Consider the following 15,252-nt stretch of genomic DNA (forward strand, 5'->3'; position numbering starts at 1 on the left):
GTCGATTTCAGGCCGATAACGGGCTGATCACAATTTAGAACCGGTCCAGGAGCCGTTCGAGGTAGTTTCGCTCTTCTTCGTCGGCGGTATCGCCATAGCGTCGGCGAAGCTCTTCCAGGATGTCCTTCGCGCGCTGGCGTTCAGCCTCATCAGGAATATCGACATTGCGTCCATCGGCGACCCCGCCCATCGGACGTCCGAACGGATCGGTTTCCTGCGCCTGATCGCCATATTCGTCGCCGAGTCTCTCACGGCGAAGCTCATCAAGCTCACCGGCCAGCTGCTGAGCCAGATCGCGAAGCTGCTCGGTTGCTTCATCCTGATTGCGCTGCGCCCGCATGCTATTGCCATCCCGAAGCGCTTCAGCGGCGCGGCGCTGCGACCGCTCAATAGCGTTGAGCGCGTCCTCATCGACCCCGGCAAGGCCCTCAGCGTCTTCGCCCTCCTCGCCGCCTCCGATCTGGCCTTCTTCGTCGAGGCGGCGCTGCAGTTCTTCGACCAGATCGCCCAAGCCGTCCTGCCGATCAGCCAGACTGGTGCCTTCGCCGTCACCCTCGCCTTCCTGTCCGTCTGGCTGCTGGCCCCGCTGACCGCGTTCACCGCGCTCGTCGGCCATCGTGTCATCATTCAGTTCGCGCTGTTCGCGCAGCAGGTCAGACAGCTCGCGAAGCGTATCGGTCAGCTCGCGCTCTTCCTGAGGTACATCTTCATCATTCTCGCCCTGCTCTCCCGGCATTCCGGGAAGACCGTCACCGCTGCCATTGCCCTGCTGGAATTCGAGGTTTTCGAGCATATTGGTGATGTCTGCGAGAAGCTGGCGAGCCTGATCGCTCGCGCCGGTTTCCGTCAGGTCTGAAAGCGCATCCAGCATGTCGGCGAAGTCAGAGCCGCCGAGGCCCGATCCGCCGCCACTCGCGGCGCTGTCTGTATCGTCCTGTGGCGCCTCTAACCCATTGGCGAGCGCTTCTGCCATGCGGGCGGCGAGATAATTCTGGGCGGCCTGCTTGAAAGCTTCCAGGCGACGCTGGATTTCCGCTTCCGACGCTCCGTCACGCAGAGCCTCCTCAAGGGCGCGCTTGGCCGCCTGCAAGGCACGCAAGGCGTCTGCCGCGCTGCCATATTCGGCGCGCAGGGCCATCGACCAGAGAAGCGGCTCGGTGGTGTAAGCCTCGTCCGTGGATGAGGCCGATTGCAGGATGGCGTCGGCATGACGAAGGCCGAAATAGATACTGACATCCTCGAAATAGGTTGGCGCTTCATAGGTGACCGCTTCGATCATGCGGGAGGCCCGCTGAATGCCGGGCGGTGCGGCTGAGATGCGTTGGGTCGCTGCCGTGAAGATCTCGCCTGCGTTCAGGGCCTCCTGATTGGCGAGCTCTGCATATGCGCCATCCTCGCGAAGGACCGTGACCCGAATATCCTGAATGGCCCGCGCGAGCGGCTGCAGCAGCAGCTTTTCAGGCACCACGAAGGTCACGACCTCACTATAGCCAATCTGGCCTGCGCCATCGGTGGCGCGAAGGCGCGCCTCGACCTCAAGCCCGGCCCAGCGGTGACGGGTCAGATCGAGGGAGCTGGTCTCCTCAGCCGCCTTGGGCGAGATGGCCGGCAACTGGACCGGCACCGTGTCCGGAGTCGCTGTCAGGCCCTCATCGGTGCGCAGCATGACCAGTTCCAGCGTTTCAACGCCGTAATCGTCAGACACCTTCCAGCTGAATTCGGTCTGGTCGGTCGGTGTCATCTCCGGGTCGGACACCCATTCCACTTCAGGCGGCGCGTCAGGCGATGCCTGGATCTGCCAACCTGCCCGGTCGCCCCACCAGGTGACGCGGATATCACTGTCGGCCTTGATGATGCCCTTTGCTTCAAAAGCCCCTTCGGGAGTTTCCGTGAACACGATCTTCTGGCGATCATTCAGCCCATCAATACGAAGTTTGGGAGCTGACGGCGCCTGAGCGCGCACGGTGATCTCCGATCCGGCCGGGACACGGACGGTTTCCTGATCGGCCGTCAGGAAGACAGGGGGGCGGCCTGTATGAGATGGCGGCGTGATCCAGGCTTCGATCCGGATGGTTTCGGCACCAAACAGGCTGCCGAAGTCAGGGGAGAAAGCCCGCTGCAGGCGATCACCGGCGGTCGTCCATGTCATGGCGAGCAGCAGGGCGAGAACGGTCGGCACCAGATAGCGCAGATAGAGCGGGTCAAAGCGCTTCCAGTCTGCCGCCATGCTTGGAACGCTAAGCCGCCTTGCCGCGTCGGTGAGACGCGTCTCATGGGCACGCCACAAGGCCACGCCCTCGGCATCCGGTCGCGACGGGCGGTCGCTGAGCATGGAAAGGGGTCGCAGGTCCGACTGGCGATCAAGCAGGTCAATCGCTTCAGAGCGGGGCGGACTGACGAAACGGGCCCAGCCGAGCACCCCCAGAATGATCGTCGCCGCGACAAAAATAATCAGCGCAAGCGAGGCAAACCTTTCCGTCGATGTATCGAGGATGCCTGACAGCGCCAGGAAGAGGAAGGTCGCAACGAGAATCAGGAAGGGCCAGAACGCCTTTGCGGCATACAGCCTCCACAGCGCGCTACGGGTTCGCGCTATCTTGGTCTGGACGCCGGGGATGCGTTTCAGGTCAGCCAATCAGGGGTCGTCTCCAGCGCAATCATCTCGTCAAAACTCGGGCGGCGGCGCACGACGGCGAACTTGTCTCCGTCCACAAGCACTTCAGCCACCAATGGTCTTGCATTGTATTGCGACGAAAGCGCGGCACCATAGGCCCCGGCTGACATTATCGCGATGCGGTCGCCTTGTTCAATCACGGGCATGGTGCGCTCTGCAGCAAACTTGTCCGTCGACTCGCAGATCGGGCCGACGACATCATAGGTCGTTGTTTCGGCATCGGCGCTGCGTTCACGTACCGGCAGAAATTCGTGGTGGGCCTGATAGAGCGCCGGGCGCATCAAATCATTCATGCCGGCATCGACGATCAGGAATGTCCGCTTTGGCGCCGGTTTCAGATACAGCGCTTCGGTGACCATGACGCCAGCATTGCCAGCGATGACGCGGCCAGGCTCGAGGATGACCTGAAGTCCGAGACCTTCCGTCACCTCGCGGATCATATTGGCGTATTGCGACGGGGGCGGCGGATTATCGCTGTCGCGGTAGGGAATACCGAGGCCGCCGCCAACATCGACGCGGTTGATGGCATGGCCCTTGTCGCGCAGCCGCTTGATCAGCGACACGACACGCTCAAAGGCAGCCCGCATCGGCGCGATCTGGTCGATCTGCGAGCCGATATGTACATCGACGCCCACCGCTTCGACGCCTTTGGTCGCGGCGATCTGATCATAGGCTTTCTCGGCCTCGTCCCATGGCACGCCGAATTTGTCGCCAGCCTTGCCTGTCGAGATGTTCGGATGGCCGCCAGCGGCGACGTCAGGGTTCACACGGACAGCGACATGGGCTGTCTTGCCGAGGGCCTGCGCTTCCTCGGCGAGGACGGCCAGCTCTGCAGAGCTTTCGATGTTGAACTGGTGGATGCCTTCACCGAGGCCGAGGCGGATTTCCGCCCGCGTCTTGCCCACACCGGAGAAGACAATCTTCGAAGCCGGGATACCTGCGGCGCGGGCGCGCCTCAATTCACCGCCGCTCACCACATCGGCGCCGCAGCCTTCAGCCGCGAGGGTTTTCAGAACGCCGATATTGCCGTTTGCCTTCACCGAATAGGCGATGAGGCAGTCCATCCCGTCAAACGCTTCGCCGATGACCCGCGCATGACGGCGCAGGGTCGCAGAGGAGTAGACGTAAACGGGCGTACCGACCGCATCAGCGATGGCATCAAGGGAGACGTCTTCGCAGTGAAGCCGTCCGTCGCGATAAGTAAAGTGGTGCACGTGGTATCAGGTCCTAGCCAGACGGGATATCGCCGAGCCCGTCTTCGCCAACATCAGCGGCTGGGTCGGGCTTCGGGATCTCTCCGCCGAGGGGATTGTAATAAGCGCCGTCATCTGCCTGTTCTGGACGCAGCGCGAACTCGACCGGGGCATCGACTGGAATTTGCGCTTCTTCGCTTGGTGGCTCTGAAAAGATCGGTGGCGGGCGTCGCAGGTCACCGCGAACACCGCAGCCGCCAAGCACGCCCGTCAGGGCGATTCCCGTTGCGAATAGGATTGATTTCTTCATGCCGTCTCTGTCTCCAGGCCGAGGCGCTTTTTCCATTGTTCCACCTGTTCGCTGACGCGTTCAGGCGACGTGCCACCATAGGACCGGCGGCTCGCTGCTGATGCTTCGACGCTTAGCACGGAAAATACGTCTTCTGTAAGGCGCGGTTCGACAGTCTGCATGGATTGTAATGGCAACGCGGCGAGATCGACGCCTTCGGCTTCGGCGGTTGCCACGATGCGGCCGGTGACGTGGTGCGCATCCCGGAATGGCATCTTCAGCTCGCGCACAAGAAAGTCGGCCAGATCGGTCGCCGTGGAGAAGCCCTTGGCGGCGGCAGCGCGCATGGATTCGGCGTTGAAGGTCATGGTTTCGATCATGCCCGTCATCGCCTTGACGCTGAGGCCGAACGTGTCGAACGCCTCGAAAGTCAGGCGCTTGTCGTCCTGCAGGTCCTTGGCATAGGCGAGGGGCAGGGCTTTGACCGCGCCCTGAAGGCTGGCGAACTGGCCGGCGATCAGCGCCGCCTTTGCGCGGATCAGCTCGGCGGCGTCGGGGTTGCGCTTTTGCGGCATGATGGATGAGCCGGTGGACCATTCATCGGAGAGCCGCGCGAAGCTGAACTGGGCGCTCGACCAGAGGACGATCTCCTCAGCCAGACGCGAGAGGTGCGTTGCGGCGATGGCGAGGGCTGCGAGCGATTCCAGCGCAAAGTCGCGGGCTGACACGGCGTCGAGTGAATTGGCCATGGGCCGGTCAAAGCCGAGCGCCTCGGCCGTGGCGTCGCGGTCGATGGGGAAGCCGGTGCCGGCAAGCGCGGCAGCGCCAAGCGGCGATTCGTTGAGACGCTGGGCCGCGTCGCGGCAGCGGCCCTTGTCGCGTTCGATCATCTCGACATAGGCGAGCAGGTGGTGGCCAAGCGTCACCGGCTGGGCGGTCTGGAGGTGGGTGAAGCCGGGCATCACGGTGTCAGTATTCTCACCGGCGCGGGCGACGAGTGCTTTCTGCAGCGCCCGAAGGGCGACCTGCGCCTCGCTGAGCGCACCGCGTGTCCAGAGCCGGAAGTCCGTGACCACCTGATCATTGCGCGAGCGGGCCGTGTGAAGCCGCCCGGCGGGCTCACCAATCAGCTCTTTCAGGCGCGCCTCGACATTCATGTGAATGTCTTCCAGCTCTACCCGATAAGGGAATGTGCCTGCCTGCACCTCTTCCAGGACCGTATCAAGGCCGGCCTGGATCGCCTCATTGTCGTCTTCGGAAATGATGCCGCATTCAGCCAGCATGTCAGCGTGGGCGCGGCTTCCGGCGACGTCCTGCAGGGCCATGCGTTTGTCGATATCGATTGAGGCATTGATCGATTGCATGATATCGGATGGCTGCGCGGCAAAGCGTCCTCCCCACATCTGCTGGCCTTGGCTTTTCGTATCCGCCATATGTGCAGTCCTGTTAAATGGAGCAAAACATGTCCCGCGCCCTGAAAATCGCGATCCCGGTCTTGATCCTTGGATTGGTCGTTGCGGTGTCTTTTGCATTGCTGAGCGCGACTTCCAAGGGTGGAAGTTCCGATCCGATCGAGAAACTTGCGACCGGCAGCCTCGTCAAACTCGATACGAAGAAGAAGGGAGCGGTGGTTTCGCCTGCCACATTTGAGGGGCCGGACGGCACTGAAGCGACGCTGTCAGACTTCAAGGGCAAGGTCACGCTGGTCAATTTCTGGGCGACATGGTGCGGCCCGTGCGAGCGGGAAATGCCCTCACTGGCAGCCCTGGAGACGCAGAAAGGCAGCGATGACTTCCAGGTCATCGCGATCAGCGTCGACGCCGCCGAAGACAAGGACTATGCCATCCAGCGCCTCGACGAACTGACCGGCGGCGTGCTGGATTTCTATTTCGCGCCACCGGAAAACTGGGATGTGGTCTACGATTCAAGCGCACGCGGCTTTCCGACCACCATCATCTATGACGAAGACGGCGTCGAAATCGCCAGGCTTTCGGGTGAAGCCGATTGGAATTCGTATGAAGCCGCGGCGCTGATCGACGCGATCACTGACTAGCGGATCGCTGACAGCTCCAGCTGGACGCGAGACACCTGAGCCGCGACCTGATCGACCGGGGCAGGGGTCGAATCAGCCAGCGGCGCGCTCGGCCAGATCGCCTTCAGCACAGCAAGTTCAGTGCGGACGGCATCGCCCGCATCGCCTTCAAGGTCTGCGGCATAATCCTCAGCGACCGTCACGAAACCGTATGCGTCCTGATACTCACCGGCATTCACAATCTCGACGTCCACAACGCCGACACGGTACTCCGCCAGCGTGGTGTCCATCAGGAAGTTGATGATGTCCTTGGGGTTACCGCCAACTTCGTCGGCGAGCATGGCGAGGTTTTCTTCTGCCGCTGCGAGATCCGCTTCGATTTCTGAGGATTCCGTGCCGGAGTCCAGCGCCGCTGAAATGCTTTCGAAAAGCGGCCCATTGAAGCCAAGCTCATCGAGGCCTTCGCGCTCTGCTGCATGGGTTTCAGACACCGGATGAAGGAGATGGCGCGCCGCCTGTTCGGGTGCGCCGGCGCGGTATAGGGCAAGACCCGCCTCGACATGGCCGCGCATGAAAGCGAGCCGGTTCTGGATCGGCATCTCAGCGGGGCTATTCGCGCCGCCTTCACCGCCCTCACCTTCGCCGCCTTCGCCCTCTCCGGCATAAGAAGCGCCTTCGCCTCCTTCTCCAGAGTAGGAGGTTGCTTCGCCCGCTTCACCGACGGCAGCGGCTTCGCCCTCTCCAGCCTCGCCTTCTCCGGCTTCACCACCACAGGCGGCGAGGGATGTTGACCCAAGCAGGGCAGCGGCTAGTCCGAAGCGGACAAGATTGCGGGGCGTAAAGGACATTTATAACTCCGGTGCATAGCGGTAATGACAAGTCTCGGCGCATCGTTTACTGCAAATCATTCTCAAACTCAACAGGAAACCCATGTTCCTCACGATCCCCGACGTCCTGAAAAAACGCGATATCGAGCGCGTCCGCAAGAAATCTGCGGAGCTTGACTGGCGCGACGGCCGCGAAACGGCGGGGCGCACGGCGCGGACCGTGAAGGCAAACCTGCAAGCTAATCTGAAGTCAGACCTTGGTCAGGGTCTGCACGATTTCATGATGACGGCCTTGTCGGCAAATCAAACGGTGAAGACGATGGCGCGGCCGCGCCGGTTTTCACGCCTGCTTCTCAGCCGGACCGAGGGTGAAGGCCATTACGGATTCCACGTTGATAATGCGCTGATGTCATCTGATGGACGGCAGATGCGGACCGACCTGTCTTTCACCATATTCCTCAGCGATCCGGACTCCTATGAAGGCGGCGAACTGCATCTTCTCACCTCAGCGGGCGACTTCACCGCCAAACCCGATGCCGGCACCATGATCCTCTATCCGTCCGGCGCCATTCATGAAGTGCGCCCGGTCACATCCGGATCACGTCTGGCCTGCGTCGGATGGATCGAGAGCCGGGTCCAGCGGGCCGACCAGCGCGAGATCCTGTTTGACCTTGAAACCACGCGGGCGGCACTTCCGAAAGGAACGCGGGAGCAGAAGCTCATCCTCGACAAGACGATCTCAAACCTGATCCGGATGTGGGCCCGCTAGGATTTGAGTTCGAAAACAAAGAGCAGGGTTTGCTGGTCGTCACTGAAATTGTCGTCCGCAATCAGGAAAATGCGCGTCACGCCGGCCCGGCTATCGACAGCAATGCCTTCGAAATTGTCGACGGTCAGGGGCTTTTTCAGCTTTGCGAGCAATCGTGTGCCAGCCTCATCGGATTGGCGAACATAAATCGTGTTGCCGGTCAGTGGATTATAGGCGCGTTGCAGGCTGAACAGCGCCTCAGGGGTTCGATCCATGCCCACCAGGGGAACGCCGCTGGTTTCAAGCCAGGTCTGGCGCGCAAAAAGCGGCGCGCCATCTTCGGAGATGGTCGCAACAGGCCCCTGACCATTGATGACGGTCTCCAGCCCGATCGTCAGCTCATCGCCGTCAAGCGCAAGAGCTTCGGCGCCCGCATTTCCGCGGATCGATTGGCCGAGGGTCTGCGGCCGCGAGCCGATATCCGCAACTTCGATGCCGCGAGCATTCGCGCCGCAAAGGCCGTAATTGAACGCCAGCACGCGGTGATTTCGCTCGAAACTGACAAGCGCGATCCCGTCGCGATAGGCGAGGCCCTCGGAATCGGCATCCGCTTTTCCGATCAGGATATCGCCGCTCGCATCCTGCATGAAGGCGATCGATGCCTGCCCGGTCGGCTGCAGCGCGGCCTGGTCAAACCCGACGCGAATGAATGCGCCGCTATCGGACACGGCGAGCAAGTCACCATCGGGGAGGATATCGAGCCCCGACAGGCCGCCAAACGAGGCCACGGGGGACGACAGGGCCCAGCCACCCTTGAACTCGACGCCTTTCAAGGCGCCGGAAACATCATCCGCGCTACCAAGCGACACGGGCTCTACATCGATGAGTGTCGAAATCTCATAACCCGGGACGGCGCCGTCAGGGCACGAGGCTTCCTGAAGGGGGGCGAGCCGGTCTGAAAAAGACCATAGCGCGGCGTCTTCGAGCGAAATTGCCGGATCGGGCGCGGATGCGCGGCAGGCGCTCGCGAGCAGCAATCCACCCAGTATCCATAGTGTGTTGCGCATGGTCAGCCCTCGTCTGTGATTCGCCTACAGGCGGGGTATCGCTCAGGATTTCGACGCTTTGCGGGCAACATCCTGAAAACTTGTCGTCTTCACATCGCGGCTGGAGACCTTGCCACCGTAGCGCGGGCCGCCTGAGCCTGTCGAAGAGACGCCGCTCGAGAAGCCACGGCTTTCCCCGCGCAAGGGCGGCACAGCCATGGCCGACGGCTCCGGCGCGTTGCCTTTCTCGTCAAACAGGCTGGCAAGCTGTTCTGTCATTGCACCGCCGAGTTGTTCGGCGTCGACGATTGTCACGGCGCGGCGGTAATAGCGCGTCACGTCATGTCCGATGCCGATGGCGATGAGTTCGACAGGGCTGCGGCCTTCGATCTCGGCGATGACCTGGCGCAAATGGCGCTCGAGATAATTGCCGACGTTCACAGACAAGGTGGAATCGTCGACCGGCGCACCGTCCGAGATCACCATCAGGATCTTGCGCTGCTCGGGCCGGCCAAGGATGCGCTCATGCGCCCAGAGCAGGGCTTCACCGTCGATATTCTCTTTCAGCAAGCCCTCGCGCATCATCAGGCCAAGGTTACGGCGCGCCCGGCGCCACGGGGCGTCAGCCGACTTGTAGATGATGTGGCGCAGATCATTGAGGCGGCCGGGGCCGGCAGGCTTGTTCGCCTTCACCCAGTCCTCGCGGGACAAGCCACCCTTCCAGGCCTTTGTCGTAAAGCCGAGGATTTCGACCTTCACACCGCAGCGCTCCAGCGTACGGGCCAGGATGTCCGCGCAAAGCGCTGCCACCATGATCGGCCGGCCGCGCATAGAGCCGGAATTGTCGAGAAGAAGCGTGACGACTGTGTCGCGGAACTCGCTGTCATCTTCCTGTTTGAAGGAGAGCGGCGCCGTGGGGTCGGTGATGACGCGGGTCAGGCGCGCTGTATCGAGCACGCCCTCTTCAAGGTCAAAGGACCATGAGCGGTTCTGCTGTGCCATCAGGCGGCGTTGCAGCTTGTTGGCAAGCTTGGAAACTGCGCCCTGCAGGGTCTGCAGCTGATGATCGAGATAGGCGCGCAGGCGCGTCAGCTCTTCGCCGTCGCAGAGATCGGCGGCATTCGCGATCTCGTCATGGGCCTTGGTGAAGGTGCGGTAGACGAATTCCGGTTTGTCGTCGCCGTCCCGGAAATTGGGGCGGAGCGGTCGTGAGCCATCATCCGTTTCATCGACATCGTCATCGCCTTCGGATTCGGCGTCTGCGTCGACGCTGACATTGGTCTCTTCACCTTCGACATCGTCGCTGTCGCCGGCCTCCATCTCTTCGGTGGAGCTGCCTTCGGACTCGTCGCCGGCATCCGGGTCGTCACTGGCCGCCGACTGCTGGTCTTCTTCGCTGTCCTGTTCGGATTCTGAGTCGTCTTCGGCGTCTTCGCCCGACTCTTCGCCTTCGGTGAGGTCCTTGATGAGCTGCTGGACGGTCTTGGCGAACTGGCGCTGATCCCCGAGCTGCTCGATCAGTTTTTCCAGCGTATCGCCGCCGCGCTCATTGACTTCTTCACGCCAGATCGAGGCGATGCCTTCGGCTTCCGGGGGCAGGGGACGGCCGGTTAGTTTTTCGCGCAGCAGGAATTCCAGCGCCGGAGCAATGGGTGCCTCGGTGCGGTCCTGCATGCGGGTGTAGCCCGCTTTCTCGCAGCGCGCCGACAGGGCCGCATCGAGGTTTCGGGCCGTGCCGTCCATGGCGCGCGCGCCGATGGATTCGATCCGCGCCCGCTCGGCGGCCTCATAGACCTGGCGGGCCATCTCACCGGAGGGACGTTCGGCGCTATGGGCGACTGGATCGTGGTGCGCCATGCGAAGGGCCAGCGCGTCGGCCTCGCCGCGCGCACGGGCCGCCTGTTGCGGCGAGAGTTCGCGCGGCGGCGTTTGCAGGATCAGCCGTCCGTCTTCGGCGCGGCCTGCCTCAGCGCTGAACGAGGTGTCGACATCGCGCGCCTGGCTCATCGCCTTGGCGGTAGCCGCAAGCGCCTGCTTGAAGAGTTCGAAAGGCGTGTCGTCCGTCTTGGCCATGATACTCACATAGCGTGCGCATTCGCAGATGCGAAGAGCGATCGCAGGGGAAAGAAAGCCTTCTCAGGCTGTAAGGTCAGGCGACGCGCACCATCAGCGCGCTTTCCGGCAGCTCTTCGTCAAAGCAGCGCTGATACATTTCGGCGACCAATGGACGCTCAAGCTCATCGCACTTGTTGAGGAAGGTCATCCGGAAGGAGTGACCGAGGTCACCGAAGATCTTGTAGTTCTCCGCCCAGGTAATCACGGTCCGCGGGCTCATCACGGTGGAGATGTCACCGTTCATGAAGGCGTTCCGTGTGAGATCGGCGAGGCGAACCATCTTCGACAAGAGGTCCTTGTCGAGGTCGGTCGCCTTGGTTGCCACGATTTCGACCTCGGCATCGTGCTCGAGATAGTTCAGCGTCGTGACGATGCTCCAGCGGTCCATCTGACCCTGGTTGAGCTGTTGGGTGCCGTGATAGAGGCCCGTCGTATCGCCCAGGCCGACGGTGTTCGTCGTCGCGAAGAGGCGGAAATAGGGGTTCGGGTCGATCACGCGGTTCTGGTCGAGCAGGGTCAGGCGGCCAGAGGCTTCCAGAACGCGCTGGATCACGAACATCACGTCCGGACGGCCGGCATCGTATTCGTCAAAAGTGATCGCGACCGGGCGTTGCAGCGCCCAAGGCAGGATGCCTTCACGAAATTCGGTGATCTGCACGCCTTCTTTCAGGACGATCGCGTCCTTGCCGACCATGTCGATCCGGCTGACATGGCTGTCGAGGTTGATCCGGATCATCGGCCAGTTGAGACGCGCGGCGACCTGTTCGATATGGGTCGACTTACCGGTGCCGTGATAGCCTTGGACCATGACGCGGCGATTGTGCTCAAAGCCAGCCAGGATCGCCATCGTGGTCTGAGGATCGAACCGATAGGACTCGTCGATTTCAGGGACGTATTCCGTTCTGTCCTTGAACCCGTGCACGACCATGTCGGTCTCGATGCCAAACACATCGCGCACCTTGATTTCCACAGTCGGTTCCAGACCGTTCAGGGCATCGGTATCGCTGGTCAGGCTCATCTCGTATCGTCTCCGGCGTCGTCTTCAGTTCTTCAGGTGGGGTTCTAGCACGCGATTGCCATGCGGCTAGTGCGACCCAAGGTCAAGATCAATCCCCGGCGCGCCAGACAATTTCGCCCTGAACGACTGTCATCACTGGCTGGGCGTCCAGGATCTCTGCCTCAGGCACTGTCAACAGATCGCGGTCAAAGACTGTAAAATCTGCGAGTTTGCCCGCTTCGATTGTGCCGAGCTCGTCTTCCATGAAGGCCGCATAAGCAGCGTTCGAGGTAAACAGCTTCAGGGCTTCTTCGCGCGATAGCGCCTCTTCCGGGTGCCAGCCTTCGCCAGAATTGCCCTCAAGGTCCTTGCGGGCCACGGCGGCATAGAACTCGATCAGCGGCGAGCCGACTTCGACCGGCGCATCGGAGCCACCAGCAACAATCGCGCCGCTGTCGATCAGGCTCTTCCAGGCATAGGCCCCGCCAAGCCTGTCCATGCCGAGGCGGGCCGGGGCGAATTTAAGATCCCCAATGGCGTGGCTTGGCTGCATGGACGCAATCAGACCCAGCTCACCGACCCGCGCGATGTCCTCAGAGGCCAGCACTTGCGCATGTTCGATGCGCCAGCGCAGGTCTGGTCCATAGCCGAGCTCTTCATACGCATCGAGAATGCGCCGGTTGGCGAGATCGCCGATGGCATGGATGGCCAGCTGAACGCCTTCCTTTTCGGCTTTCTGCATCAGAACGGGCAGGGTGTAGAGGTCCAGGATTTCGACCCCGCTTGTATCCGGGCGATCGGAATAGGGCTCGATGAGAAGCGCGCCGCGGCTACCGAGCGCGCCGTCGACGAAGAGCTTCATGGCCCGGTTACGGATCGTATCGGTCTCGTAGGATCGTTCGCGGGCAATATCGTCGGCGTTTTCGTCATAGGCGTTATAAAGCCTGAGTGGCATCAGCCCTTCTTCGTCCAGCGACTTCATGATGGGCGCGCCATAGCGGTCCACATTCATATTGTGCATGCCGGTCCAGCCGCGCGAGACATAGACTTGCGCCCCGATCTTATACGCCTCGCGTTCTTGTTCCTCGGTCGCCGGAGGCACGAGTTGCAGCACAGGATACATGGAATTATCGATCACGATGCCGGTGGCCTTCATGCCCTCGCCGCGCTCAACGCGGCCGCCCTGCGGGTTGCCGCCAATATCGTAGATGTCGGCGAGTTTCAGCGCGGCCGTATTGGCCACCAGCGCGTGACCATCGGCGCGCATGAGAATGACAGGATTGTCAGGGCTGACGGCGTCGAGGTCTGCCGCAGACGGCATCCGCCCCTCTGGCCAGCCTGTCTCGATCCAGCCACTCCCAAACAGCACCTCTCCGGGCGCCTTGTCCTTCAACTCCGTCTCGACCCGGCTGACCAGCTCGGCAATGGACGCGGTGCCCTCGAGGCTGAAGATCAGTTCGCGCTGGCCGATACCGATCAGGTGGGCATGCGCATCGGTGAAGCCCGGATACATGACCGCGCCACCGAGATCTACAAGCGTCACTTCGTCCTCGCTCCAGTCTTCAGAAAGCGGCGGCGCCGTCCCGACAATCCGGCCGTTTTCCACGATCACGCTATCGACGGTCTTGGGGTCATCAAGCCCTGTATAGATTGTCCCGCCGCTGAAGACTGTCAGCTGGCGGGGTGTGTCGTCCTGGCCGGCGGCGGCAGCCTCGGTTTCGGTGCCGGCGGTATCGCAGGCCGCGAGGGCGAGCGTCAGAAAAGCAGCGGCGAACCATTTCATGAGGCATTCCTATGGGTTGGATGTCAGACGACTTGTAATGTGTCACGCGGCGAAAAGGCAAAAAAAATGCGCCCCGGCGGAGCGCATTTTCTGAAATCATTCTGTCGCCGAGAGCTTAGGCGGCGGCTTCTTCAGCCTGCTTGGCGATGTCGCGCTTGATCTTCAGCGCTTTCGGGGAAAGCTGCTCGTCCTTCGCCTTGGCGAGGTAGCCGTCGAGGCCGCCATGCTTGTCCACGGTGCGCAGCGTCTTGGCTGCGATGCGCATGGAGTAAGCCTGGCCGAGGGCTTCAGACCGGAGCGTGACATTCACCAGGTTCGGCAGGAACCGGCGCTTGGTCTTGACGTTCGAGTGGCTCACTTTGTGGCCGACGATTGGCTTGATGCCAGAGAGTTCGCATTCGCGTGCCATGGGGCGCTCGCATGTTTGAGTGTTTCAAGTAAATCCGAAGCGGCGCTCATACGCGCACAGCGCAGGTCCGTCAACCGCCCGTCACAGCCTTAACCCACAGAGGCATAACCGTGATTTAATCGTGGCATTGCAAGGGCAGGGCTGTTCAGCCTGCATTCCAGAAGGCACATATAGGGTCGTTCTGGATTATGGCTCACTATGAGGACAATGAACCGTGAAAAAGTTTCTAGCCGCCGCCAGCCTTCTGGCCCTGACTGCCGCTGGCGTATCGGTCGCTGACACCGCTGCTACAACTGCCACGCCGCTCGCCAGCATCAAGGCTGGAGAGCCGATGAAGCTGACCTATGAGGTCAAGGCGTCCGCCTGGGCGCTGTTCATCCCGATTACGGGCAAGGCGAATTTCCGTACCGAACTGAAGCCCGACACTTATTCCATCAAGGGCAAGGTGAAGACGACGGGCCTGGCTGACATTCTCGTCAATTATGACATGGAGCTCGCTGCGAGCGGCTATGTCCGCGATGACCACCTTCAGCCCTACGCCTATGTCTCACAAAACAATGACGGCAAGAAAAATCGCCGTGTTGAGATGACGTATGGCGCGTCTGACGTTGCCATGACGGCCAATCCGGCCTTTGGCAATCTGGGTGATCCGGCGGCCACCCCGCCGCAGAAGCTCGACGCATCTGACCCGCTGACGGCTTTTATCGGCCACGCTTTCATTCCGCGTCAGGCCGGGTCTGACCCATGCGGTCCGCCGATGAAGATTTTCGACGGACGCCAGCTCACCTGGCTCATCTTTGAGAATGCCGGCCTGAAGCAGGTGAAAACCGACGCCTATCGCGGCGAGGCCTATGAATGCCACGTCACCATGGACAAGGTTGCCGGCTACAAGAAGGGCGAGGCCAACAAGGACACGCTGTCTGGCATCGATGGCCCGCTGCGCATGTGGATGGCCCCGCTGCCAAATGGTGCGGTGATGCCCGTGAAGATCCAGGCTGACACCGATAAGATCGGCAAGGTCACGCTTCAGGTCTCGAAACTGAAATTCGAACCTCTGGACGCCGAATAGGCGCGCCGCCGCCCAATAGTGACAACATGCCTGGCCGCGTTGACCCCTCAGGTCGGCGCGGCTAAGGCCA

General features: G+C 61.6%; 13 protein-coding genes. 3 read left to right on the plus strand and 10 right to left on the minus strand.

Translation table 11 applies throughout. The features are described 5' to 3' along the window. Positions 1–34 precede the first annotated feature (34 nt). The 4 genes from WNY37_RS01765 to argH are packed head-to-tail and all read right to left on the minus strand — an operon-like array spanning position 35 to position 5,589. Positions 35–2,635 (minus strand): DUF4175 family protein, encoded by a 2,601-nt coding sequence (locus tag WNY37_RS01765; protein ID WP_342971733.1) that lies wholly within the window; start codon positions 2,633–2,635, stop codon positions 35–37. After that, a complete protein-coding gene (gene lysA / locus WNY37_RS01770; protein ID WP_342971734.1) occupies positions 2,623–3,888 on the minus strand; it encodes a diaminopimelate decarboxylase in 1,266 nt (421 codons plus the stop codon). Before lysA ends, WNY37_RS01765 begins: the two co-directional genes overlap by 13 nt. 13 nt (positions 3,889–3,901) lie before the next feature. After that, positions 3,902–4,177 carry a hypothetical protein gene (locus WNY37_RS01775; RefSeq protein WP_342971735.1) on the minus strand — a complete coding sequence of 92 codons (276 nt, stop codon included), beginning with the start codon at positions 4,175–4,177 and terminating at the stop codon, positions 3,902–3,904. After that, a complete protein-coding gene (gene argH, locus WNY37_RS01780; protein ID WP_342971736.1) occupies positions 4,174–5,589 on the minus strand; it encodes an argininosuccinate lyase in 1,416 nt (471 codons plus the stop codon). Before argH ends, WNY37_RS01775 begins: the two co-directional genes overlap by 4 nt. Before the next feature lie 29 nt (positions 5,590–5,618). Here argH and WNY37_RS01785 point away from each other — a divergent pair, with 29 nt between their 5' ends. Continuing rightward, on the plus strand, positions 5,619–6,209 hold the full coding sequence (locus WNY37_RS01785; protein ID WP_342971737.1) for a TlpA disulfide reductase family protein: 591 nt from the start codon (positions 5,619–5,621) through the stop codon (positions 6,207–6,209). Here WNY37_RS01785 and WNY37_RS01790 read toward each other — a convergent pair. After that, positions 6,206–7,036: a hypothetical protein gene (locus WNY37_RS01790; RefSeq protein ID WP_342971738.1), complete on the minus strand. Its 831-nt coding sequence runs from the start codon at positions 7,034–7,036 to the stop codon at positions 6,206–6,208. The two genes, WNY37_RS01785 and WNY37_RS01790, sit on opposite strands and share 4 nt — an antisense overlap. A gap of 82 nt (positions 7,037–7,118) precedes the next feature. Between WNY37_RS01790 and WNY37_RS01795 the strand changes: the two genes are divergently transcribed. Continuing rightward, positions 7,119–7,784, plus strand: a complete 666-nt coding sequence (locus WNY37_RS01795; RefSeq protein ID WP_342971739.1) for a Fe2+-dependent dioxygenase — start codon at positions 7,119–7,121, stop codon at positions 7,782–7,784. On the opposite strand, the gene WNY37_RS01800 is transcribed toward WNY37_RS01795, so the two are convergent. The 5 genes from WNY37_RS01800 to rpmB all read right to left on the minus strand — a co-directional run bounded on the left by WNY37_RS01800 (position 7,781) and on the right by rpmB (position 14,113). Continuing rightward, positions 7,781–8,830 (minus strand): esterase-like activity of phytase family protein, encoded by a 1,050-nt coding sequence (locus WNY37_RS01800; RefSeq protein ID WP_342971740.1) that lies wholly within the window; start codon positions 8,828–8,830, stop codon positions 7,781–7,783. The two genes, WNY37_RS01795 and WNY37_RS01800, sit on opposite strands and share 4 nt — an antisense overlap. A gap of 42 nt (positions 8,831–8,872) precedes the next feature. Then, positions 8,873–10,882 carry a cobaltochelatase subunit CobT gene (cobT, locus tag WNY37_RS01805; RefSeq protein ID WP_342971741.1) on the minus strand — a complete coding sequence of 670 codons (2,010 nt, stop codon included), beginning with the start codon at positions 10,880–10,882 and terminating at the stop codon, positions 8,873–8,875. Positions 10,883–10,958: 76 nt separating this feature from the next. Then, complete coding sequence (gene cobS, locus WNY37_RS01810; protein WP_342971742.1) at positions 10,959–11,942, minus strand: cobaltochelatase subunit CobS; 984 nt, start codon at positions 11,940–11,942, stop codon at positions 10,959–10,961. Between the two features lie 88 nt (positions 11,943–12,030). After that, the gene (locus tag WNY37_RS01815) at positions 12,031–13,704 is read right to left on the minus strand and encodes an amidohydrolase (RefSeq protein WP_342971743.1); all 1,674 of its coding nucleotides are present in this window, start codon (positions 13,702–13,704) and stop codon (positions 12,031–12,033) included. A 115-nt stretch (positions 13,705–13,819) separates the two neighbouring features. After that, the gene (gene rpmB, locus WNY37_RS01820; RefSeq protein ID WP_342971744.1) at positions 13,820–14,113 is read right to left on the minus strand and encodes a 50S ribosomal protein L28; all 294 of its coding nucleotides are present in this window, start codon (positions 14,111–14,113) and stop codon (positions 13,820–13,822) included. Positions 14,114–14,327: 214 nt separating this feature from the next. Between rpmB and WNY37_RS01825 the strand changes: the two genes are divergently transcribed. After that, positions 14,328–15,182 carry a DUF3108 domain-containing protein gene (locus WNY37_RS01825; RefSeq protein ID WP_342971745.1) on the plus strand — a complete coding sequence of 285 codons (855 nt, stop codon included), beginning with the start codon at positions 14,328–14,330 and terminating at the stop codon, positions 15,180–15,182. Positions 15,183–15,252: the final 70 nt, after the last annotated feature.

Source organism: Henriciella sp. AS95 (genome assembly GCF_038900055.1).
Classification (GTDB): domain Bacteria; phylum Pseudomonadota; class Alphaproteobacteria; order Caulobacterales; family Hyphomonadaceae; genus Henriciella.

Coding starts and splice junctions, on each gene's coding strand:
- WNY37_RS01775 (WP_342971735.1), bottom strand. CDS start 4,177: ATGAAGAAATCAATCCTATTCGCAACGGGAATCGCCCTGACGGGCGTG.
- argH (WP_342971736.1), bottom strand. CDS start 5,589: ATGGCGGATACGAAAAGCCAAGGCCAGCAGATGTGGGGAGGACGCTTT.
- WNY37_RS01785 (WP_342971737.1), top strand. CDS start 5,619: ATGTCCCGCGCCCTGAAAATCGCGATCCCGGTCTTGATCCTTGGATTG.
- WNY37_RS01790 (WP_342971738.1), bottom strand. CDS start 7,036: ATGTCCTTTACGCCCCGCAATCTTGTCCGCTTCGGACTAGCCGCTGCC.
- WNY37_RS01795 (WP_342971739.1), top strand. CDS start 7,119: ATGTTCCTCACGATCCCCGACGTCCTGAAAAAACGCGATATCGAGCGC.
- WNY37_RS01800 (WP_342971740.1), bottom strand. CDS start 8,830: ATGCGCAACACACTATGGATACTGGGTGGATTGCTGCTCGCGAGCGCC.
- cobT (WP_342971741.1), bottom strand. CDS start 10,882: ATGGCCAAGACGGACGACACGCCTTTCGAACTCTTCAAGCAGGCGCTT.
- cobS (WP_342971742.1), bottom strand. CDS start 11,942: ATGAGCCTGACCAGCGATACCGATGCCCTGAACGGTCTGGAACCGACT.
- WNY37_RS01815 (WP_342971743.1), bottom strand. CDS start 13,704: ATGAAATGGTTCGCCGCTGCTTTTCTGACGCTCGCCCTCGCGGCCTGC.
- rpmB (WP_342971744.1), bottom strand. CDS start 14,113: ATGGCACGCGAATGCGAACTCTCTGGCATCAAGCCAATCGTCGGCCAC.